We start from the raw sequence: 22310 nt of genomic DNA, 5'->3' as shown, positions 1-22310 counted from the left end.
TTTGTACGCCCGCTCCCTTTTCTTCAATTTTCGGTGAAAACGCCCACGTCGCGCGCACTGTGTTCGGTACCCGGCATACACGCGAGCGGTAAGGAGCAATACTGTTGGAAAGCAGGTTAGTGGGCGCGCCCGGCGCAGCGGGGCGGGTCGCCAAAGCAGCAGCGTTTGCGGATTCGGCGTCCCAGGCAGTTGTCAGTACAGTAGCGCCGGTGGAAAAAACTACATGAAATTAACCCCGGAATTTCTCGCTCAGGGTGGTGAACTCGGCGCCTTGATGCGCGAAAAAAACTGGGCGGCCACGGCGCTGGGCGCACCCGGCGCCTGGCCCGACACGCTCAAGCACACCTTGCACCTGATCCTGGCGTCGCACCAGCCCATGCTGGTGTGGTGGGGGCCGCAACTGGTGCAGTTCTATAACGAGAGCTATCGCGATACACTGGGGCCGGAGCGCCACCCTGGCATGCTGGGCCAGAGCGGCAGGGAAGCCTGGGGTGAAATCTGGTCCGTGACCGGCCCGCAAGTGGACGCTATCATGGCCGGCGGCCCGGCCACCTGGCACGAAGACCAACTCATTCCCGTCACCCGGCGCGGCGCGCGCGAAGACGTCTGGTGGAACTATGGCTACAGCCCGATCCGCGACGAGGGCGGCGTCTGCGGCGTGCTGGTCATTTGCAGCGACGTCAGCGCCGAACACCGCGCCAGGGTCGCGCTCGAAGCGATCAACCAGCGCCTGACCGACGAAATTGCGCGGCGCGAAGAAAGCGAGCGCAATCGCACGCTCCAGTTGCAGATCGCCGACACCTTGCGCGGCCTGACCGACTCGGACGCGATCGCGAGCGCCGCGTTTCATTTGCTCAGCGATTATTTGCCCGTGTCGCAGATCGATTACGCCGAAGTTGACGCCGGCGGCAGCCGGTTTGTCACGCGTCATTCATGGGAAGCCGAGCGCGTGCCCAGCCTGGCGGGAGTGGGCGGCGCCATCGACGCCTACGGCCCGGCCGTGAGCGCTGCCCTCTGCGCGGCCGAGGTCGTCACGATTGCCGACGTTCAAGCCGACCCGCGCACGGCCTCGCATGCCGCCGCGTATGCCGGTTTGCAAACGCGCGCCTGCATGAAGGTGCCCGTGATCAAGGCGGGCGCCCTGGTCGCCATCTTGACGCTGCACCAGGACGCCCCGTGTCAATGGTCGCCCAGCCACATCCCGCTGGTGCGCGATATCGCCGAGCGCATCTGGAACGCGATGGAGCACGCCGATGCGCAAGAGCGCCAGCGCGAGGCCGAACGCGCCTTGACCTTTGCGCGCAGCGCCAAAAGCGAGCGCCTGCGTTCGCTGTTCGAGCAGGCGCCCGGCTTCATGGCCATGCTCAGCGGCCCCGCGCATGTGTATGAATTCGTCAACGCCGCTTATATGAGCGTGGTCGGCGAGCGCGCGCTGCTCGGCCTGGCCGTGCGCGACGCGCTGCCCGAAGTCGAAGGGCAGGGCTATTTCGAGCTGCTCGACGCCGCCTACGCCAGCGCCACCCCGCGCGCCGCGCACGATGTGCCGCTGCTGATGCAAGCGCGCGCCAGCGAGCCGGCCAGGCTGGTGTATGTCGACTTCGTGTTCCAGCCGATCGTTGACGCCAATGGCGCCGTCACCGGCATTTTTGTCGAGGGCAGCGACACCACCGAACGGCACCTGGCCAAGGAGGCGCTCGATACCACGCGCGAGCGGATGGGCGAAGGCATGGTCGCGGCGCGCATGGCGATCTGGGACTGGGACCTGGTCACCGAACAGATCACGTTTTCGCAAAATACGCGGGAAGTATTCGGCGGCACCTGGGCCAGCATTGGCGACGTCTGGAAGTCGGTCTGGGAAGAAGACCTCGAGCGCCTCACGCGCGCCGGGGAGGCGGCCGAAGCGCATTGCGGCAGTTACGAGGAAGTGGTGCGCATCAAGCGCGCCGGCGTCGACGAACCGCTGTGGCTGCAAATTCACGGCAAATTCATCGCCGACGAGAGCGGCGTGGCGCGTACGGTGCGCAGCGTGGCCATCGACGTGACGGGCTTGAAAAACGCGCAACAGGCGCTGCAGGACGCCAATGTGCGCAAGGATGAATTTCTGGCGATGCTCGCGCATGAGCTGCGCAACCCGCTCGCGCCCATCCGCGCCGCCGCCCAGCTGCTCGACATGGTTCACGGCGACGGCAAGCAGGTGCAGCGCATGGGCGCCGTGATCGCGCGCCAGGCCGATCACATGACCAGCCTGATCAACGACTTGCTCGACGTCTCGCGCGTCACCTCCGGCCTGGTCACGCTGGAGCGCTCGGCCCAGGATATCTGGAGCATCGTGGGCGAAGCGGTGGAGCAGGTCATGCCGATGATGCAGGAGCGCTCTCACCGCCTGTCGATCGACAACCCGGGCGTGCCGGCGATGGTGATGGGCGACCGCAAGCGGCTGGTCCAGATTCTGACGAACCTGTTGCAAAACGCGGCCAAGTACACGCCCGCCAAGGGGTACATCCAGGTCGAAGTGCGGCAGGCCGGCGGCGAAGTGGCCATGACGGTACGCGACGACGGGGTCGGCATGAATGCCGACTTGCTGCCCCATGTGTTCGAGCTGTTTTCGCAAGAAAAGCGTTCGTCGGACCGCTCGCAGGGCGGGCTGGGACTGGGCCTGGCGCTGGTGCAGCGCCTGGTGACGCTGCATGGCGGCGCCGTGCGCGCCCAGAGCGATGGGGCCGGACGCGGCTCGGCCTTCACGGTGCTGTTGCCGGCGATGGATGCGCCAGCCGGCACCCCCGCGCCGGAGCGGCCTGGCCAGGCCGCCACGATTGCGCCGCTGCGCATGCTCATTGTCGACGACAACGCCGATGCCGCCAACATCCTTGGCATGTGGCTGGAAACGTTCGGGCACCAAGTGCGCGTCGAGTATTCGGCCAAGGCGGTGCTGGAACGCGCTGCCAGCACTGCTTATGACGTGTATATACTCGACATCGGTTTGCCTGGCGTGGACGGCAACGAGCTGGCGCGCCGCCTGCGCCGGTTTGCGCACAATGCCAACGCGACCCTCATTGCCAACACGGGTTACGGAGGCGAGTATGACCGGGCCGAAGCCATGGCGGCCGGGTTCGATCATTATTTTGTCAAGCCACTCAACCTGCCCTTACTGGAAAAGGTGCTCGCGGCGATCACGCACCGGGCCGCGCCGCTGCTGCAGGCATCATAGTTTTTCAGCGGCCCCCTGGCGCAGAACGGTTCTTTCGAAAAATGATGCCGGGGGACTGCGGCGCCATTTACGCGCTGCGCTTCAGCAGTTCGGCGAACTTGGCCGACGCCAGCGCTTCGGAAAAATAGAATCCTTGCGCGTAATCGCAACTGATGCTGCGCAGCTGTTCAGCTTGCCCCGCACTTTCAACGCACTCGGCAATCACTTTCACGCCCAGGCCGTGCGCGGCCACGATAATGCCGGCGGCCAGCGCGCGCGGCGCTTCCTGGTCGAGCCGGTGCACCAGCGACGGATCGATTTTCAGCCCGGTCAGCGGCACCATGGTCAGGCTGCTCATCGACGAGCGCCCCGTGCCGAAATCGTCCAGGCACAGCTGGACGCCGGCGGCCGTGAGCTGGCCAACCATGCTGCGCGTGTCGAGCAGCGCCGCTTCGGTAATTTCTAGGGCCACGGGGAAGGGCGCGCGCGCCAGCGTGGCGAGAATGGCTTCCCAGTGGGCGCCGCCGGCCAGGCCTGAGCCGGCCACGCGCGACTTGTTGATGCTGACCAGCAGTTGCGTGCCCCGCTGCGCGCGCCATTCCTGGGCGCGGGCCAGCGCGTCGGCCAGCACCCATTCGTCGATCGGGCCGGCCAGCCCGGCTTCTTCGGCCAGGCCAAAAAACTGCTCGGCGGCGAGCAATCCCAGTACCGGATGCTGCCAGCGCACCTGGGCTTCGGCGCCGATGATGAGGCCGTGCGTGAGCTCGACAATTGGCTGGTAATACACGCGCAACTGGCCCAGCGGCATGGCTTGGCGCAATTCGGCGATCAGCTTCATGCGCCCGTTGGCCGCAGCGCGCATCTCGGGCGTAAAAAAGGCGAAACTGCTGCGCCCGTCGTGCTTGACGGCATACATGGCCTTGTCGGCATGGCGCACCAGTTCTTCGGCGGTGATGGCGTCGCGCGGGTAGAGCGCAATGCCGATCGAGCCGGAGATGGTCACGCTGCGGGTGCCGAGCGTGAACGGGCGCGCCAGTTCGTCGAGGATGTTCTGGGCCAGGATGTCCACGTGCGGTAAATTGGTGATGTCGGTAAGCAAGGCGGTGAATTCGTCGCCGCCATAGCGGGCCACGGTGTCGGTGCCGCGCACGCAGCGACCGATCCGCTGCGCGCTCTGGCGCAGCAAGTCGTCGCCCGCTTCGTGGCCGAGGTCGTCGTTCACCTGCTTGAAGCCGTCCAGGTCGATGAATAGCAGCGCCAGCGGCAAGCCGATGCGTCCGGCGCGCTTGATTTCCTGGTCGAGCCGGTCGCCGAACAGGTAACGGTTGGGCAGGGCGGTCAGGTTGTCGTAGTGCGCGCTGATGCGGTTTTTATCTTCGGCTGCCTTACGCTCGGTGATGTCGCGCGCGCTGCCGGCCACGGCCTCGACCCCGCCCTGCTCGTCTTCGACCGGCGCGAGCAGGTATTCGTAGACGAGGTCGCGACCTTCGTGCTTGCGCAGTAGTTCGCCGCGTGCTGGCGCTTTTGTTTGCGCCGCCAGACGCACATCCCGGAAGAAGCCGGCGCTGCCCGCGCCGCGCGCGAACGGTTTGCCCGTCAGGGCGCTGAGCGGCGAGCCAAAGGCGTGCGCAAGGGCCGGGTTACCGTAGATAAGCACGCCGTCAAGGCCGACAATGAAGCTCAGGTCGGGCGAGACCGACAGCAGCGCGTCGAACAGGCGTGTGCTGCGCGCCTTGTCGTCAGAAAAACCGGCCAGCGACTCGGTCAATGCCTGGTCGACGGCTTCATTAAAGCGTGTCAGCTCGATACAGCCTGATCCGGCGACATCGCCGGGCGCTGCGCTCCAGCGACGTAGCACGCTAGCGCGCAGTGCCCGAAATTCGGAGACCGTATCGTTGACGCTAAAGCCGTCGAGCAGCCGGTTGGAGCCGTGAATTTTGGCTTCACTTGGGACCGGCCCTAACGGCCCCAGACCCTTTGATTTTTGTTCCTGCTGCACGTCGCTCTGGAGGTGATCAAGGTCGGCGGCGATGGCGGCCAAAATGCCCGCCGCGTGGTCACGCAAAACCGCAAGGTCGAAGTTGTGGGCTGATGGAACCTCGCGTGCAAAAGCAACCCAGTCTTCGAGAATGGCATCAATCTGTTCGTGGATGAAGCGCGCCAGCGTCATACCCGGTCCTTTTTCTGCTTGCCACTCACTTGGACACGCCAATGCAGGATCGGTTCCGACGCCGATGGTAAGATCGCGCCATGCGAGCCATCAGGAAAGTCGCCATGCCGACCAGATTGAGTTTCGAGACAGGCCCGGTTCAGTTGTCCCTCAGGCACAGCGCGGTAATCGAACACGCGCCGGCCATCACCGTCCAGATGCACGCCACGGGCGACGCGCAGATCTACACGGCCGACGCGCAAGCGCTGCACGATGCGCGCTGGGTGATGACGATCACCAGCGCGTGCACGCCGCAACCGTTTACGCTCAGCTACGCCGCCGCCGGCGAGCGCGCCCAATGCAGCGTCGCGGTGAACCAGTCGGCGCAGCGCTTTGCGCTGCTGCTCGAAATGTTCAAGGGCGGCGCCGCGTTTGAAATCCTGATCGACATCGAAGGCTTGATCGCGCTGTCCGACTACAGCCGGAAATGGGATACGCACGCGGTCCCGGTCCTTGCCGTGAGCAGTGTGTGTTTCGAATTTCCTTTGCCGCAAAGCGAGCATTAGCGCACGGATACTTGCGCGCGCATTATCGGTCAGTTCATCCCGGCTTGCTTGTAACTTGCGGTCAATTCGGGCAACAAAGGCGTGCTAGTTGGTCGCTGTTGTTTGGAGGCGAATTGCGAGCGATTATTAAAGTTTTGGAAGGAAACTTTCAAGTAACATATTCCAGGTTAGTGCTGTACAGCGCGCTTTCCGGCTCCGTCGCCGGGGGTTTTTCTGCGGTTCGCACGCATCCCGCGCAAAGGGGACAGGGATAACATGGATGAGATAGCGGCAGCAGCCGGTCCGCTCGACGCACAGCACGCGATCGCGGCCTTGCACCTTGAAAACCAGGTTCTGAAGGGCGTGCTGGCCGAACTTAACCGGCGCCTGCTGAACGAAGAGCAGCATCTGACCGACGCGCACGTTGAACTGAACTTGCTGCGCCAGGCTAACGAGCGCCTGGTGCGCTCGGCTTGCGACGCCGACCACGCGCGCGCCGCGACCGAGGCCGCAGCGCAGCGCCAGACGGAGTTTTTGTCGATGCTGGCCCATGAGCTGCGCAATCCCATGGCATCCATTGCCGTGGCCAACAGCGTCATGCGCACGCTGGTCATCGATCACCCGCGCCTGCCCAGGTTGCTGGCCATCGTGGAGCGCCAGGCGGCGCACCTGGTGCGCCTGGTCGACGACTTGCTCGACGCCTCCCGTATTGCGACCGGCAAGATTTCGCTGCGCACTTGCCCGCTCAAGCTGCACGAGGTGATCGAGGGGGCGATCGACATTGCGCACAGTGCGTTGACCGCGCGCGAGCAAGCAGTGCAGGTTGAACTGCCGGCCGCGCCGCTGGCGCTCGAGGGCGACCCGGTGCGACTGGCGCAGTTGTTCTCCAACCTGCTGCTTAACGCGAGCAAATTTTCGGCGCCGCGCCAGGCCATCGTGGTGGCCGCCTCGCTGCACGGGGACGGCGTGGCGGTGGCCGTGCGCGACCAGGGAAAAGGCATCGCCCGCGAAGACCAGCCGCATATTTTTGATCTGTTCGAGCAGGGCCGCGACGAGCGCACCCACGCCTGGTCGGGTGGGCTGGGCATCGGCCTGACGCTGGTGCGTTCGATCGCCCAACTGCATGGCGGCTCGGTGCGGGTCGACAGTGCCGGGGCCGGCTGCGGCAGCCAGTTTACGGTCGTGCTGCCGCTGCGCGCGCCAGGCCCGCGATGAGGCGCTGCGATGAGGTTTACCCTGGCGCTGCAGCGCGCACAGGGGAACGACAACCTGGGACGAAGTGGTATGATGCGACAGCGGCGTGATTGCGGTCGTCGCCTCGACAAACATTGGCTGGCACGACCACTACCTATTTATTCTCACCTCTGCAGGTCCTATGGCGACAGACGAAGAACTACCGCGCGCGATCATCGAACGCGTCCTTTCCGGCAGCCCGGATGGGAGCGTCGATGTCAGCATCGAACTACTCCAGACGCTGGCCAACGCATTGTCGAATATCATCGGCGAAGACGGCTTCGAGTCGCTGTTGTATCGCACCGCAAAACGCGTGGGACGCGATTTTCCGTGGATGCAATTCGACCCGCGCGCCCGTCCGGCCGACCCGGAATTCGAACTGTTCCGGCTGTGCTTTGCGGGCCAGGAACCGGAGCGGGTACGGGCCGCCAGCATCCTATTATTTGGCACCTTGGTCGACATCCTGACCGTGCTGGTCGGATCGCACATGACGAAGTTGATTTTGAAGTCCGCACTCGGCCGCGCGCGCGGAGGCGTAATTAGCAAGGAACAGCACGATGGATAAGCGGGTAGAAATCAAACGTTTGGCAACCGGCGTGCAAGGCTTCGATGAACTGTTGGGCGGCGGCGTTCCCGAGTTTTCCTTTAACCTGATCGCCGGCACGCCCGGCAGCGGCAAGACCACGCTGGCCCACCAGATGATGTTTGCCATGGCCAACCCGCAGTCGCGCGCGATCTTTTTTACCGTGCTCGGCGAGCCGCCCCTGAAAATGCTGCGCTACCAGCAGCAATTCAAGTTTTTTGACTTCGACAAGATCGACAGCGCGATCAAGTTCGTCAACCTGGCCTCGGACATGGTCGATGGCGACTTTGAGCGCGTGCTTGCGCGCATTGCCGACGAAGTCCAGGAGTTCGAGCCGAGCCTGGTGTTCGTCGATTCGTTCCGTTCGGTGGCGCAGTCGGCACCGTCCAACGACCATGGCGCTGCCGGCCTGCAGTACTTTGTGCAGCAGTTGGGCATGCAGATGACGAGCTGGCAGGCGACCACGTTCTTGATCGGCGAATACCTGCAGCCCGAAGCTGAATCGGGACCCGTATTTACCGTGGCCGACGGCATCGTGTGGCTGTCGCAGCTGGTGCGCGGCGATTCGATGGTGCGCAAGATGCAAGTGGTGAAAATGCGGGGTGGCTCGCAACGGCTGGGCTCGCATACCTTTCGCATCGACGACACCGGGGTCGAGGTGTTCCCGCGCGCAATGATGCAGGAACCGGACTCGGAGCGGCCCGGCTTTGGCGCCGACAAGCGCCTGTCGCTGGGCGTGCCCGAGCTGAACGAGATGATGGGCGGCGGGGTGCCGCAAGGCTATTCGGTGCTGCTGGTGGGGCCGTCCGGTTCCGGCAAAACAGTACTCACCACCGAATTTTTGGCCGAAGGGGCGCGCCTGGGCGAAACGGGCGTCATCGCCGCATTTGAAAAGAGTCCGAACCAGCTGCTCAGCTTAAAGCTCAACCGGCTGGTCGAGTCTGGCGCGGTGGGCATCATCAATACCCGCACGCTGGATTTGTCGATTGACGAGATCCTGCACGACCTGGTGGCCATGATCAAGGAAAAAAAGGCGACGCGGGTGGTAATCGATTCCCTGTCCGGCTTTGAGCTGGCGCTGTCGTCCATTTTCCGCGACAACTTCCGCGAGTCGCTGTACCGGCTGGTGGCGGTGCTGACCGGGATGGGGGCCACCGTCCTCATGACGGCCGAGCTGGAAGACCGCTACACCGTGCTGCAATTTAGCTCGTACGGCAATGCGTTCCTGGCCGACGCCATCATCATGCAGCGCTACATTGAACTGGACGGCCAGTTCAAGCGGGTCGTTTCCGTGGTCAAGGTGCGCGGTAGCGCGCACAGCAAGGACGTGCGCTTTTTCGATATCAACGGCGAGCACATCACCATCGGGCGGCGCTTGACAGGCTTCTCCGGCATCCTGTCGGGCCAGCCCGTGCGCAGCCGGCGCGCCGCGCGCACGCGCAAGAATTTGTACCTGTCGCGCTGAGGTGCAGCCGCGCAGGCAACGCTGTGGGAACGCCGCGGCGGGGCGCGGCGCCGCAAGGTGATAAACTGCGCCCCTGCCATTTACCCATCAAGATCATGACCACGCCGAACAAGCCTGCACCAACCAAACGCGCCCTGGCGCGCTCCCAGAAAGAAAAAGTCGCCAATCCATTCCTGGACGGCGAACTGTATGCCCGCATGCGCGACTATACGGAGCGTGATGCGGCCATCATCAAGGAGCTCAAGGCGATCGCCGCCCGCGGGGCCGGCAAGCTGGCGCCAGATCCGCGCCATGCGCCGTCGCTGGCGGCAATCCGCCCGCTCGTCAAGAAAGGCATCACGCTGGCCGACATGCTCGCCCGGATCACGGCGGGCACCGAAAAGGCCTTGTGGGAACCGTGGCTGGGCGCTTTCGGCTTTGAGCTGCTGTCGGTGAACTACACCGGTTCGCCGCGCAATGCCATGATCGCCATCGACCTGGGCGCCACGTCCAAGGCGGCGCCCGTGTTTTCCAAGCTGGGCGTGTACAACTGGCGCAGCCTGGTGGCCGAGGATTGTACCGAGCTCCACACCGAGAAGGCGACCGAGACGAGCGCCTTCAAGGTGGTGGCGGTATACCGCCTCGATGCGCCGGTGAAGCAGGCGACGGGACCGGCCGGTACGGAATAGGCTTCCCTCACGCCCCCCTCACGCCGCTACGGCCGGGCCGCTTCAAGCGTTCCAGCGTGCTTTCGCCCGCCGTTTGGAACTGACTGGCGGATGGCGTCGATCTCGGCCGCCTGGTCGAGCGGATTTGCGGGCATTAGCCGTTGCCAGCGCCTGCACGGCTCTTTTTGCCTGGGAATCAAAATCGGCCAAACGCCGGCTGAGCGCATCTAAAATTTTCTGTAACTCTTCCATGTAGGCGCAGCGTGTCGGCCAACTGCTCACGCCAAAGCGTGTCGTCGTGTTCGCCCAGGCCGGCGCCCGGGACCCTACCTTTTGAAGGAATAATTGGCGCTGGTGGAGGCTAGGGCGCGGCGCAGGATGTGCCGCACACGCCAGCACAGCCAAGCCAGCAGCGCCAGCAAGGCCAGCCAGGGCAAGAGAGGCAGCAGCATGCTGACGAACGGGGCCCGTTGCCCGGCCGTGTTCGGGGAGGCGGCGGAATCGCTGCTGCGGTGCGCATGCGCGCTCGACGTGGCGCGCCCGAGCAGAAAGCCGGTGACGACGTAGCCTGGTCCGCTTCACGCGCGCTGCACGAGAATGGGCGCGGGGGGCGGCATCGAAGTTGGCGCTGGCGGCGGGGCAGTGCATGCGTGCTCGGCGGCGCGCCGGCCTTGCGGTTGTGTGCGTGCGCTGCCACTTGTCGCGACCGCTCTTTGAGAGGAAGATCCGCTCTTGAACGAACGCGCCGACGAAGCCTTAACTGACGCCTCGGACATGGCGGGCAGCAGCGTGGCCAGCAGCAGGGCAAAAAGAGTGGACTTCATGGTTGTTCTTAAGTAGAAGTAAAAGTTGAGAGAAGAATAACCGTACGTATGGTGCGCTGCACCGGTAAAAAAGGAACAGATTCACCATGACTCGCAGATATATGGACATGAACCAGCACGACGCCCTGTACACCGTGGCGCGCCGTTATCCGGGCGGGCTGGAAGCGCTGGCGGTCACCATCGGCATCTCCGCCAACGTGCTGCGCAACAAGCTGTCGCCGACGATTTCGTCGCACTACCCGTCGTTTGAAGAGGTATCCGTCATCGTCGAGCACTGTCATAAGGCGGGCGTGGAGGATGCGCACTTGCCGCTGCACGCGATGCTGATGCGTCACGGGATGGCCGCGTTCCTGGTGCCGCAGCCCGACTGCGTGGGACGCGACGACCTGTCGCAGACGGTATGCAGGGTAATGAGCGAGGTGGGCGCGGTGGCCGAGGCGGTCTCGGGCGCGTTAAGAGATGGCGTGGTGACGATCGCCGAAGCTGACCTGATCGAGCGCGAGTTTCACTCGGCGCTGTCGGCAATGGGCGCGTGGCGCGCGCGCCTGAAGATGCAAGCCGAGTCGCGTCCCTAAAGCCGCCCCCGTTCCAAAGGGTGGGTTGCCGCCGGAATTGGCGCTTAGCGCGCTTGCGGCTGGGGGGCGCGCGATGGGCGCAGCGAATTGAGAAACAGGCCCAGGCCGCCGAAGGCAAGCGTCAGGATGACCAGCAGTTCGAACGCGGTCATCGTGCGTAAATTCAGGCTGACCGAGGAAATGACGCCGAACACCAAGGCACCGAACGAGGCGATGCCAATCAGCCAGCCCAGGTAGCTGCGGGCGTTGTAAAACACCATGCCGATGCCGATGATCAGGGGAATCAGGATCATGCCGCCGGTCAGCCCCATCGCGCCCGAGCCGAACAGGCGCGTGCCCAGACCGAAATTCGAACTGACGACAATGCCGTTGAGCAAAAGGTAAAAACCTCCGCACATCATGATCAGGCCGAGTAAAAATTTGCCGATGCCACCGCTGGTCCCGCCTGCTCCGTTCATGCTCGATTCTCCTGCCGGGTGAATGAATAATGCCGACACTATAGCAAACAATATTATGGGCTTAGCATCGATTTTTGGGCTTTGCGGCGGTAATCGGCAGCCACAATTGCCGTCGCATCCGAGCCGGCCGGCTGCGATGCGACCGCATGGCGGAGTAAGCGGCTTGCTGCTGCGCACTTGACAAGCCTTCAGCAATTTGAAACCATGTGGGCCATGACGAATCAAAATCCACATCGTACGAGCCGTAACTGGTGGCGCCGCCCTTAACGCGGAGCCAGTGAATAGCCACGAGATGTTCATCAACGCCGCCCCGACCATGCGGCGGTTTTTTCGCCTGCACGGTGGGCTCCGGCTCAGACTACAGGTACCCCATGACCCGCGCCACGCTCCCCATTATCCTGACCGGCGACCGCCCGACCGGCCCGCTCCACCTCGGCCATTTTGTCGGCAGCCTGCGCAACCGCGTGGCCTACCAGCACGACTATCGCCAGTTCATCATGCTCGCCGATGCCCAGGCCTTGACCGACAATATGGAAGACACCGGCAAGGTGCACCGCAATGTGCTCGAAGTGGCGCTGGACTACTTGGCGGTGGGCATCGACCCCGCTATCTCCACGATCCTGATCCAGTCGCAGATACCGGAGCTGGCCGAACTGACTTTTTATTACCTGAACCTGGTGACGGTGGCGCGCCTGGAGCGCAATCCGACGGTGAAGGAAGAAATTCGCCTGCGCGGTTTCGAGCGCGATATTCCCGCCGGCTTTTTGACTTACCCGGCCAGCCAGGCGGCCGACATTACCGCCTTCAAGGCAACCCTGGTGCCGGTGGGCGACGACCAAGTGCCGATGATCGAGCAAACCAATGAGATCGTCCGCAAATTCAACCGCCTGGCGCAGCGCGAGATCCTGGTCGAGGCCAAGGCCCTGGTGCCTGCACTGGGACGCCTGCCTGGCATCGACGGCAAGGCCAAGATGAGCAAGTCGCTCGGCAATACGATTAACCTCGGCGCCAGCGCCGATGAGATCCGCGCGGCGGTCAAGCAGGTGTACACCGATCCGCTGCATCTGCGGGTGGACGACCCGGGCCATTTGGAGGGCAACGTCGCGTTTATCTACCTCGATGCCTTTGACCCGGACCAGGAAGGGCTCGCCGGACTCAAGGAGCGCTATGTGCGCGGCGGCGTGGGCGACAGCCTGGTCAAAAAGCGCCTGGAAGGCGTGCTGCAAGAGATGCTGGCGCCAATCCGCGCGCGCCGCGAAGCATTTGCCCAAGATCCCGGTGCGGTCATGCAGATGCTCAAGGATGGCACCTTCAAGGCGCGCGACGTTGCTGCCAGGACTGCCGACGAGGTGAGGGCGGCGCTCGGCCTGCGCTACTTTTAAGACCAGGCCGCGCGCATTTCAGGGCGCGAACGCGTGCGCATGCGCGGCCTCGCAATGGATGGCGGTCGTGTCAAATACCGGGATGTCAACGTCGGCCTGGCTGATAAGCAGAGGTATTTCGGTGCAGCCCAAGATGACGCCTTGCGCTCCCGCGGCGGCCAGTTTGCCAATGATCTGCTGGAAAACGCGCCGGCTGGCTGCCGTGATACGGTGGTGAACGAGCTCTGCGTAAATGATTTCATGCAGTTTGTCCTGGTCGCCAGCATCGGGCGTGACGATGTCGATGCCGCGCGCGGCCAAAGCGGCATGATAAAACGTTCCGGACATGGTCTGCCGCACGCCCAGCAAAGCGACTTTGCGCAGGCCCGACGCCTGCACCCGCTTGGCGGTCTCGTCCACGATGCTGATGAAGGGCAGTGCCGCCTGCGCAATGACGGCCGGCGCGAAGCGGTGCGCGCCGTTGGCGCATAGCAGGAAAAAATCGGCGCCGGCCGCCTTGAGGCGTTGCGTCTGTTCAATCAAAAATTGCTCGATTGCGTGCGGCGACGCCTCGCCCGCGCGCGACGTAAAGTCGAACTGGTTCATGCTCAGCACGACGAGGCGGGCGCTGTGCGCGTCGCCCATGCGTTCAGCCGTCATGGCGTTGAGGATGCGGTAATACTGCGCCGTTGAAGCCCAGCCAATGCCGCCGAGCAGGCCGATCGTTTTGGTCTGCATGCTGCCGTCCGTAGGAAAACAAGTATTAGGCCACACACCATGCAGTTTCAGCAAGCCATTGCCACGCTCAGCGCGCGTCCCTGTCGTCGTGCCGCTGCAGCAAGTAGTATCCCGCGCCCGCGATGGCGGCGACAATGGCCGCCTTGCGCACCAGACCGGCCTTGTTATGCTGCCACTCGGCCTTGATGCCCATCTCCGCGAGCAGGTTGGGAAGGTGACCTCGTCCCAGGTCCTGGCCGATACCTTCGATCACGTTGACGCGGTCGGCCAGCAACAGCAGCAACCAGTGGCGAATATCGTTTTCGGTCAACTTGTAAGCAAAACGACGCATCAGTCCGGATAGCCCGCTGGGCGGGACGCTGGTGCCGAAAAGAGGCGTCAGGCCGGGCCGCTCCGGGGAGACGAACACTTCGATGTTCCGCTGTTGCTGTTCCAGCTGCTCCCGGTGCTTGCCATCATGGACGCGGGGCGTGCGCTCCATGGGCACGCCGGGACGGTCTTTGCGGTCGAGGTCGGCTCCCCAGCCGGGGATGGCTTCGAGTTCGGCGCGCGAACGGCGGGTGGGGTGGGTATGGCCGATGTGTGCGTTGGGATTGTCCATGCGAGCCTCCGTTAGTGCAGTGTGCCGCCCGCCTTCAGCGTCTCGCGCAGGGGCGGAGTGACGAGGATGGTCTTGATGCAGTTGTCGAGCTTGCTCGAGAACATGTGATAGGCGTCGGCCACTTCCTCCAGCGGCACGCGGTGCGTGATGATTTGCTTGGGATCGATGCGCCCCGCGCGGATGTGCTCGATGAGGCGGGGTACGTGGCGTTTGACGCTGGCTTGATTCATGCGCAGCGTGAGTCCCTTGTTGAGCGCGTTGCCGATGGGCACGGCGTTGAAGGTGGGGCCATACACGCCCACGATGGACACATTGCCGCCCTTGCGCACCGAATTGATGGCCCAGTGCAGGGCGGTGGCGGCGCCGGCCTGCAGCTTGAGGTAACGCCCGCTCAGCGTTTGCGCCGCGCTGCCCGACGCCTCGCAGCCGACGGCGTCGATGCACACGTCGGCGCCCAGCCAGTCCGTCATCTTCTTGATGTGCAATGCCATGTCGCGCACGTCCTTGAAGTTGACGACCTCGCACTGCGCAAACTTGCGCACGAAGTCGAGCCGGTACTCGACATGGTCAACGACGATGACGCGCCCGGCGCCCATCAGCCAGGCTGACTTTGCGGCGAAGATGCCGACCGGACCGGCGCCGAACACGACGACCGTGTCGCCCTCGGCGATGTCGCCCATTTCGGCTGCCTGATAACCGGTGGGCAGCGCATCGGTGAGTATCACGGCGTCGTCGTCGTCGATATCGTCGGGAATGAGGATGGGGCCGACGTCGGCCATGGGCACGCGCACCAGCTCGGCCTGGCCGCCGTCGTAACCGCCGGCCATGTGCGAGTAGCCGTAGATGGCGCCCACGGCGCTGGCCTCGGGATTGGTGTTGTGGCAGTTGCCGTAGAGTTCACGATCGCAGAAAAAGCACGCTCCGCAAAAGATATTGAAGGGCACCAGCACGCGGTCGCCGACCTTGAGCGACGTGACCGATGGGCCAAGTTCTTCGATGACGCCGGTAAATTCATGGCCGAAGGTGGTCCCGACCCTGGTGTCGGGCACCAGGCCATGGTACAGGTGCAGGTCGGAGCCGCAGATGCACGAGCGCGTGACGCGCACGATGGCGTCGTTCGGATGCTCGATGACCGGGTCGGGTTTTTGTGTTGCGCGCACGCGGTAGGGGCCGCGGTAATCCATGGCGATCATAGTTCCCCCGTAGTTGATGAACCTGCTGTGAGATTGCAGCTCCTTATCTACAGCTCAATACCTGCATCCCAATATCTGAAGCTCATTACTTGCAGCCCAATACTTGCAGCTCAATAAGCGGCACCAGCGGGCCGCATGCACTCAACATAGGGGAAGGGTAAAACAATAGCGATAGGCGCACAGAAAAAATGACGGGTTTTTCCGCCATTTGGTGCCGCCAGTCAGCATCGCGCCCGATTTATTCCTTGGGCGCCTCATGCGGCAGCACGTTGAGAATTTCCTGCAGCAAGTTCTGGGCCGAAACAATGCCCTTCAGGCGCCCGAATTCGGTCACGGAAATATGTTCAATTTTGTTTTCGGTCATCAGCTTGGCCACTTCTTCGACCGTGTCGGTCGGGCTCACTTCGAACGTTTTGATGCGACTGATTTCCCAGGCCTGCACCGCCTTCGCATTTTTGCCTTCGGCATGAAAGGCAGCCAGCTCGGGCGCGCCCAGCATGCCGACGATGGCCCCGTTCGAGCCGACCACCGGGGCCGAGGCCAAGCCTTGCGCGGCAAAGATCTCCTCGACTTTCTCGATCGAATCTTCGGCGTGCACCGTCCACAGCGTCGCTTCCATGACCTGCGAGATCGGTTTGCCGACGGTGGACACCAGTTCAACGGCCACCGCCACTTCGGCCGCCGTGACTTGCGGATCGGATGCGGGAACGCTCGCCGCGAACGAGACCGTTTCAAATGCGATCTCGTTGGTGGAGGTCGGCAGCCGGTCCGGTTCGATATCGGGCAGGGGGGTAATGGTCACGGGTGGCTCCTCAAGTGCGATTTGTCATGGAGCTTAAGCCGGCACACCATGCCTGACTGTTCGTTAGCGTACGCAGCAACGTTGTGCTGTCGAATGAACACATTGCTCGGGAAGCAAGAAACTTACTTGCTGTTTCCAACGCGTACCAATAAGATAAGACACAGATCTTACACGGTAGGCTGGGTTTGACATTTCCTTGGAGTACGAAAATGGATATCCTGATCGCAGATGACGACGACGCCTCGATCCTGTTGCTAAAGGAGATGCTGACCGAATGGGGCCACGAGGTCGTGGTAGCCGATGATGGCGCCGCCGCCGCGCGCCTGCTGGCCGCGCCGGACGGTCCGCTGGTCGCCATTCTCGGCGCGCTGATGCGCGGGATGGACGGGATCGACGTCTGCCGCACGATCCGCGACAGCGTGCGGGAGCGGTATGTCTATATGATCTTGCTTGCCGCGCACACCGAAGCCGAGTCCGCCGTCGCGGCCATGAGCGCCGGCGCCGACGAGTACATCGCCAAGCCTTTCAGTGCGCAGGACGTGCTGGTACGGGTACGGGCCGGGCGCCGCATCGCCGAGCTGGAGCAGGAATTGCGTTACCGCGCCACGCGCGACGCGCTGACCGATATTTACAGTCGCGGTGCAATTATCGACCTGCTGCACAAGGAGGTCGCGCGCCAGGGACGCTCGCAGCATGCGGTGTCGATCATTTTTTGCGACCTGGACCATTTCAAGGACGTCAACGACACGCTTGGCCCCCTGGCCGGCGACGAGGTATTGCGCGAGGTGACGCGCCGCATGGGCGCCGGGTTGCGGCCCTATGACGCGCTGGGGCGCTACGGGGGCGAGGAGATGCTGTGCGTGCTGCCTGACTGCGACCTCGCCGGCGCGCTCGAAGTTGCCGAGCGAATGCGCGCGGCGGTGGCCGCAACGCCCGTCTCCACCCAGGCTGGCGCCGTTCCGATCACCGTGAGCATCGGCGTGGCGACCATGTCGCGCGACGAAGTCAGTTCGCTCACCGAGTTGCTGCAGCGCGCAGACAACGCCTTGTACCGGGCCAAGCAAAACGGGCGCAATTGCGTGACGATCGGCAGTTGAGCAGGCCTGTTGCGACAGTGTCCGCGCCGCTTCCATACCGCGGCCCTCGCCGACAACGCACTTGATGTGCGCGCCGAGGGTTGCGAAAGGCGCGCACAAAAACTGGCGAGTCGGTCCCGTGCTTTTCTTTAACATGCACCGGATGGGAAGGACTGGTCCTACAGGATAGGCGGGGGTGCACCTATTTGCGCACAGTGGGCGTCCGGTTAAATTGGTTACGACGTCTACTAATCCCGACACGGAGATGCTGGGTGTTGGTTTCTATTTCGCACGGGCGTCGTGTGCAACTTTGCTATAAAGTACATAATGGAGCGCTTGCGATGGGGCGGGTCACACTGCGCCGCCTCGCAACGAGCTGACTGTTGAAGCTGCGCATTCTTAAACCTGATTGACCAGGAGGAACACTATGCTGTATCGAATCGTTACCCTGACCGCGCTCGCCTTGGGCGGTGCTCTGCTGGCGAAGCAAATGAAGCAATCACGTGGCGTCCAGTCCCCATCCAGCGTCGAGGAAGACATCGCTGTCAATGTACCGGTGCGGGTCGCTTACGATCAGTTCACCCAGTTTGAAGAGTTCCCGCGCTTCATGGACAGCGTCCATGAAGTCAAGCAGCTCGACGACAAGCGCCTGCATTGGCACGCTTCGATCGCTGGCAAGGATATCGAATGGGATGCCGAGATCACCGAGCAGGTGCCCGACAAGCGCATTGCGTGGCGCAGCACGTCGGGCACGCCGAACGGTGGCAGCGTCACCTTCCGCAGCCTGTCGCGTTCGCGTACCCGGATCACGCTCGAAATGTATTACGAACCCCAGAATGGGATCGAAATGGTGGGCGATGCACTGGGCGCGGTGCGTGCCACGGCTCGCGGCAACCTGAAGAATTTCAAGGAAATGATCGAACTGCGCGGCCAGGAAACGGGCGCCTGGCGCGGTACGATCGCGCCGCAGCCCGAGGCCGGTACCAGCCACTAGTGTCCTGAGTTGAAAGTTCGTTGCTTATAAATGTTCCGAAATCGCCAAGAGACAAGGAACAAAAGCGGAGCAAGGCCGAGGCCTTGCGAGCATTTTTGACGCAGTATCGCGGCGATTCTCGGGATATTTATTCAACGAACTTACAACTCAGGACACTAGCAACAGGCGTTAACGCCGGTGGCAGTGCCGGCGCTGGCAGTACCAGTGTTGCTACTACCGGTGCTGCCCGTGCCCTTACTTGTTCACCACCAGCGACAGCCGCTTTCCGCCCGCTGGCGGTATCGTGCCTTCGGCGCGAACCCGGTTGCGCCCACTCGTCTTGGCAAGGTACAGGGCGCGGTCCGCGGCGTCGACCAGTTCGGCGGCTGTCATGCCCTCCACCGGCACCAGCGCATGGACGCCGCAGCTGACCGTGACGCAGTGCGAGGAACCGGCCACATGCGTCATCTGATGCGCGGCCACGCGTTTGCGAATGGCTTCGGCCACGGCAATCGCGCCGCGCAGCCCTGTGTTGGGCAGCAGGATCGCAAACTCTTCGCCGCCCAGGCGCGCCGCCATGTCGTCGCTTCGGCGGCGACCGCCGCTGACGCAGCCGGCCACGGCTTTGAGGCATTCATCGCCGGCCGGGTGTCCGTAGCGGTCGTTGTACTTCTTAAAATGGTCGACGTCCAGCATGACCAGCGCCAGCGGCGCGCCTTCATCGAGCGCGCGATTGAATTCCCAGTTGAGCCGCACGTCAAACTGGCGCCGGTTGGCAATGCCCGTGAGCGCATCCTTGAAGGCTTGGCGCCGCAGTGAGCGGCTCTTTTTGACCAGCAGCTTTTGCAGGCTGCGCCTGTCTTTTTCCAGGCGGTCGCGCAGCGCGATCTGACCGTACAAGCGGATGCCAAGCCACAGTTGAATGAGCAGCAGCAGCGACACGCCGGCCGTGGACAGGTAGGCGCTGTCCCACCAGCTGGCCAGTACGTCGTCGGTCGGGCGGCTGAGCGCCACCATCAACGGGTAGCCGGCCACGCGCCGATAGCTGTACATAATGTCGCCGCCCTGCGCCGCGGCCCCCACGCTCAGGATGGCGTCGCCCGGTTCGCCTTTTTGCTGGCGCCACAGCACGAACGCGGGATTGGCGCGCATGTCCTTGCCTACGTCCAGGTCGTTCTGGGGGCGCGAGAGTACCATTGGACCCGATTCAAGCGCCACCAGCATGTTGCCCCGGGCGCCGATGTCAACTTGGCCGGGAAAGTCGCGCAGCGAGGCGATCCGGATCGTCGCCATCGCCATGCCGCCAAAGCTACCGTCACGCAATGTCAGGCGGCGTGACAGCGGCAATATCCAAGCGCCATTGCCGGGCGCGCGCGCCGGCGCCCCGATGAACAGCGCGTCGTCTGCCATTGCGGCGTGGTGCGCGAGGTGCTCGCGCACGATTTCTGTGGCGTCTGGGTTGGCCGACCCTGGATTGGCCAACCCTGGAACGAGGGCGCCCTTGGCGTCGTACAGCGCGAGCGCCTGCAGCAGGGGCGCGCGCCGGGTGCGTTCGGCCAGATAGCGCGTGAGTGACTCCGTATCGCTCAGCTCGGCCTGCAGGTGCATGCGCTCCACCAGGTCGCTCAGGATGCCGTCTGCCAAGTCGAGGCCGTGGCCGACATGGTCGCCCAGCGCTTGGGTGATGTTGGCCGCGGAAAGCGTAGCAGCCTGGAGCTGGACCTTGCGCGCCTTGTACACGCTCCAGCCCTGCATGCCGCCGAGCGAGAGGCAGACGAGCGAAAAGAACACGATCGCCACCAGCGTGACCGGACGTTTTTGGTGATCAAGCTGCGAGAGCGAGGCAAGGATCTGGGCTGGCTTCATGTATGTTGCGGGCAAGGGGGGGGCGGCAGAAGCGTAGGGAGCGCAAGGGCTGATCAAGCAAGCCGGGGCGCAATGTGAGCAGTATTTTAGACGATATTATCTAAATCACAAGTGGAGGCGGTTGTTTCCACACGTTATTTTTTTTCCATCCACACCTGCGCGCGCCGGCACACGAGGCAGCGGGAAGAGCGCTTCACGCGCGCGACATCGACGGCAATGCCGGCGCGTTTCCAACAATCGCCCGGGCACTTTGGTGGGGGCAATGCGCAGCCCTTAGTTTGCGTTTATCCTCGCAGCGAAAGACTTGCTTTTGCGGTATAAATCATTAACATAAACAGTTGTCATTTGTTAATATTATTGAATCATGCAGAAGGCGGGCAAGGCTTGCACAATGCGTTCAACTTGTAGGCGGAGCAATGGATCAGCAACACGAAGATGGCTTGACGACGCGACCGGCCACATCCCGCGCCCGGCTCCCCGCCATGGCAATGGCCGCAGCCGGATGCTGCGCCGTGCTGGCCGGCTGTACGGCGCTGCCCTCGCTCGATGGGCGCGTGGCCTCGCGCGCGCTGGCGCACGACGACAACACGCGCATCGGGCGCGCGATCGCCCCGCGCGCGGCTGGGCACAGCGCTCTGAGCGGTGTGAATGTGCTGCTCGACGGGCGCGACGCATTTGCGGCGCGCATCATGATGGCCGATGCGGCCGAGCGCAGCCTCGACGTCCAGTATTACATTTGGCGCAACGACACGACCGGCATGCTGATGCTGCGCGCACTGCGCGCCGCCGCCGAGCGCGGGGTGCGGGTGCGCCTGCTGCTGGACGATAACAATACCGCCGGCCTGGACACGGCGCTCGCCGTGCTCGACGCCCATCCGAACATCGAAGTGCGCCTGTTCAATCCCTACGTGCTGCGCGGCGCGCGCACGCTGGGTCTGCTGGCCGACTTCAAGCGCCTGAACCAGCGCATGCACAACAAGTCGTTCACGGCAGACGGCCAGGCCACCGTCGTGGGCGGGCGCAATGTGGGCGACGAATACTTCGACGCCACCGGCCAGGTGCTGTTCGCCGACCTCGACATCCTGGCCGTCGGTGCGGTGGTAACGGCGGTGGAGAAGGACTTCGACCGCTACTGGAACAGCCGCTCGGCCTATCCCGCGGCCACCTTGCTCACGCCAGTCGCGCCGGAAGCGGCGGCCGCTTTGCACGCGCGCTACGAGCGCGCCGCCGCCGAGCCGGTCGCGCGCGCCTATCTCGACGCGATGCGCGCGTCCACCTTTGCGGCCGAACTGACGCAGCAGACGCTGCCGCTCGAATGGGTGCCTGTGGAACTGGTCAGCGACGACCCCGAAAAGGTGCTGGGCGGCGCGCCCGAAGCGGGCTTGGCCTACCAGCTGCCGGCCAAGTTCGGCGAGCCGGCGCGCCAGGTCGACCTGGTGTCGCCGTACTTTGTGCCGGGTGCGAACTGGGCGGCGCGCTTCGAGCTGCTGGCGCAAAACGGTGTCAAGGTGCGCATTCTGACCAACTCGCTGGAAGCGACCGATGTCAAGGCGGTGCACGCGGGCTATGCGCGCTGGCGCAAGCAGCTGGTCGCCTCGGGCGTCACGCTGCTCGAACTGAAACGCACCTGGCCGCGCAAGGGTGAGCCCAAGCGCGGCGGCGGCCCGGGCGGCAGTTCCGGCTCCAGCCTGCACGCCAAGACCTTTGCCGTGGACCAGTCGCGCATGTTCGTCGGCTCGTTCAATTTCGATCCGCGCTCGGCCGATCTGAACACCGAGATGGGCTTCGTGATCGACAGTGCGGCGATGGCGCAGCGCATGTCGGCAGTGCTGGACAAGCAGATCCTGGCACTCGCCTACGAGGTCAAGCTCACGCCCCAAGGCCAGCTGCGCTGGCTCGAGCGCAGTTCCGCCGGGGTCCAGACCTGGCACGAGACCGAGCCCGGGGCCACCCTGTGGCAGCGCGGCAGCGTGCAGCTGATGTCGCTGCTGCCGATCGACTGGCTGCTGTAGGGCGGCGGCGCGACAGGATACG

19 protein-coding genes are annotated in these 22310 nt (G+C 63.7%); 11 read left to right on the top strand and 8 right to left on the bottom strand.

Going from position 1 to position 22310, the window contains the following annotated elements; all coding sequences use genetic code 11:
- Positions 1 to 223: 223 nt before the first annotated feature.
- The gene (locus ACP7BV_RS04980; protein WP_426102115.1) at positions 224 to 3208 is read left to right on the top strand and encodes an ATP-binding protein; all 2985 of its coding nucleotides are present in this window, start codon (positions 224 to 226) and stop codon (positions 3206 to 3208) included.
- Between the two features lie 67 nt (positions 3209 to 3275).
- On the opposite strand, the gene ACP7BV_RS04975 is transcribed toward ACP7BV_RS04980, so the two are convergent.
- Positions 3276 to 5357: a putative bifunctional diguanylate cyclase/phosphodiesterase gene (locus ACP7BV_RS04975; protein ID WP_426102113.1), complete on the bottom strand. Its 2082-nt coding sequence runs from the start codon at positions 5355 to 5357 to the stop codon at positions 3276 to 3278.
- Between the two features lie 104 nt (positions 5358 to 5461).
- Between ACP7BV_RS04975 and ACP7BV_RS04970 the strand changes: the two genes are divergently transcribed.
- The 6 genes from ACP7BV_RS04970 to ACP7BV_RS04945 all read left to right on the top strand — a co-directional run bounded on the left by ACP7BV_RS04970 (position 5462) and on the right by ACP7BV_RS04945 (position 11208).
- Positions 5462 to 5902 carry a hypothetical protein gene (locus ACP7BV_RS04970; protein ID WP_426102111.1) on the top strand — a complete coding sequence of 147 codons (441 nt, stop codon included), beginning with the start codon at positions 5462 to 5464 and terminating at the stop codon, positions 5900 to 5902.
- Between the two features lie 255 nt (positions 5903 to 6157).
- Entirely contained in the window at positions 6158 to 7096 is a 939-nt protein-coding gene (locus tag ACP7BV_RS04965) for a sensor histidine kinase (RefSeq protein WP_426102109.1), read from the top strand.
- 85 nt (positions 7097 to 7181) lie between these two features.
- The gene (locus ACP7BV_RS04960; protein ID WP_426102107.1) at positions 7182 to 7679 is read left to right on the top strand and encodes a hypothetical protein; all 498 of its coding nucleotides are present in this window, start codon (positions 7182 to 7184) and stop codon (positions 7677 to 7679) included.
- Entirely contained in the window at positions 7672 to 9162 is a 1491-nt protein-coding gene (locus ACP7BV_RS04955; RefSeq protein ID WP_426102105.1) for an ATPase domain-containing protein, read from the top strand. The genes ACP7BV_RS04960 and ACP7BV_RS04955 overlap by 8 nt, the downstream gene beginning before the upstream one ends.
- 95 nt (positions 9163 to 9257) lie before the next feature.
- Positions 9258 to 9830, top strand: coding sequence for a hypothetical protein (locus ACP7BV_RS04950; protein WP_426102103.1), 573 nt, complete (start codon positions 9258 to 9260; stop codon positions 9828 to 9830).
- 889 nt (positions 9831 to 10719) lie between these two features.
- Positions 10720 to 11208: a phage regulatory CII family protein gene (locus ACP7BV_RS04945; RefSeq protein WP_426102101.1), complete on the top strand. Its 489-nt coding sequence runs from the start codon at positions 10720 to 10722 to the stop codon at positions 11206 to 11208.
- Between the two features lie 44 nt (positions 11209 to 11252).
- Here ACP7BV_RS04945 and ACP7BV_RS04940 read toward each other — a convergent pair whose 3' ends face one another.
- The gene (locus ACP7BV_RS04940) at positions 11253 to 11666 is read right to left on the bottom strand and encodes a hypothetical protein (protein WP_426102099.1); all 414 of its coding nucleotides are present in this window, start codon (positions 11664 to 11666) and stop codon (positions 11253 to 11255) included.
- A 61-nt stretch (positions 11667 to 11727) separates the two neighbouring features.
- Complete coding sequence (locus ACP7BV_RS04935) at positions 11728 to 12006, bottom strand: hypothetical protein (protein WP_426102097.1); 279 nt, start codon at positions 12004 to 12006, stop codon at positions 11728 to 11730.
- Positions 12007 to 12037: 31 nt separating this feature from the next.
- On the opposite strand from ACP7BV_RS04935, the gene trpS reads away from it, so the two are divergent.
- Entirely contained in the window at positions 12038 to 13048 is a 1011-nt protein-coding gene (gene trpS, locus ACP7BV_RS04930; protein ID WP_426102095.1) for a tryptophan--tRNA ligase, read from the top strand.
- A gap of 18 nt (positions 13049 to 13066) precedes the next feature.
- Here the strand turns inward: trpS and ACP7BV_RS04925 are convergent, their stop codons facing one another.
- The 4 genes from ACP7BV_RS04925 to ACP7BV_RS04910 form a co-directional block, all read right to left on the bottom strand.
- Complete coding sequence (locus ACP7BV_RS04925; protein ID WP_426102093.1) at positions 13067 to 13765, bottom strand: aspartate/glutamate racemase family protein; 699 nt, start codon at positions 13763 to 13765, stop codon at positions 13067 to 13069.
- A gap of 67 nt (positions 13766 to 13832) precedes the next feature.
- Entirely contained in the window at positions 13833 to 14366 is a 534-nt protein-coding gene (locus ACP7BV_RS04920) for a hypothetical protein (RefSeq protein ID WP_426102091.1), read from the bottom strand.
- Between the two features lie 11 nt (positions 14367 to 14377).
- Entirely contained in the window at positions 14378 to 15559 is a 1182-nt protein-coding gene (locus ACP7BV_RS04915) for a zinc-dependent alcohol dehydrogenase (RefSeq protein ID WP_426102089.1), read from the bottom strand.
- A 238-nt stretch (positions 15560 to 15797) separates the two neighbouring features.
- Positions 15798 to 16361: a CBS domain-containing protein gene (locus ACP7BV_RS04910; protein ID WP_426102087.1), complete on the bottom strand. Its 564-nt coding sequence runs from the start codon at positions 16359 to 16361 to the stop codon at positions 15798 to 15800.
- A gap of 209 nt (positions 16362 to 16570) precedes the next feature.
- Here ACP7BV_RS04910 and ACP7BV_RS04905 point away from each other — a divergent pair, with 209 nt between their 5' ends.
- Entirely contained in the window at positions 16571 to 17458 is an 888-nt protein-coding gene (locus tag ACP7BV_RS04905; protein WP_426102085.1) for a GGDEF domain-containing protein, read from the top strand.
- 469 nt (positions 17459 to 17927) lie between these two features.
- A complete protein-coding gene (locus tag ACP7BV_RS04900; protein ID WP_426102083.1) occupies positions 17928 to 18431 on the top strand; it encodes an SRPBCC family protein in 504 nt (167 codons plus the stop codon).
- Between the two features lie 234 nt (positions 18432 to 18665).
- Here ACP7BV_RS04900 and ACP7BV_RS04895 read toward each other — a convergent pair whose 3' ends face one another.
- Positions 18666 to 20276 (bottom strand): diguanylate cyclase, encoded by a 1611-nt coding sequence (locus ACP7BV_RS04895; protein ID WP_426102081.1) that lies wholly within the window; start codon positions 20274 to 20276, stop codon positions 18666 to 18668.
- Between the two features lie 416 nt (positions 20277 to 20692).
- Between ACP7BV_RS04895 and ACP7BV_RS04890 the strand changes: the two genes are divergently transcribed.
- Positions 20693 to 22288, top strand: a complete 1596-nt coding sequence (locus tag ACP7BV_RS04890; RefSeq protein WP_426102079.1) for a phospholipase D family protein — start codon at positions 20693 to 20695, stop codon at positions 22286 to 22288.
- Positions 22289 to 22310 lie beyond the last annotated feature (22 nt).

This window comes from Massilia sp. TSP1-1-2 (assembly GCF_049896185.1).
Classification (GTDB): Bacteria; Pseudomonadota; Gammaproteobacteria; order Burkholderiales; family Burkholderiaceae_D; genus Telluria_A.
This window is presented reverse-complemented; position numbering and strand designations above follow the sequence as displayed.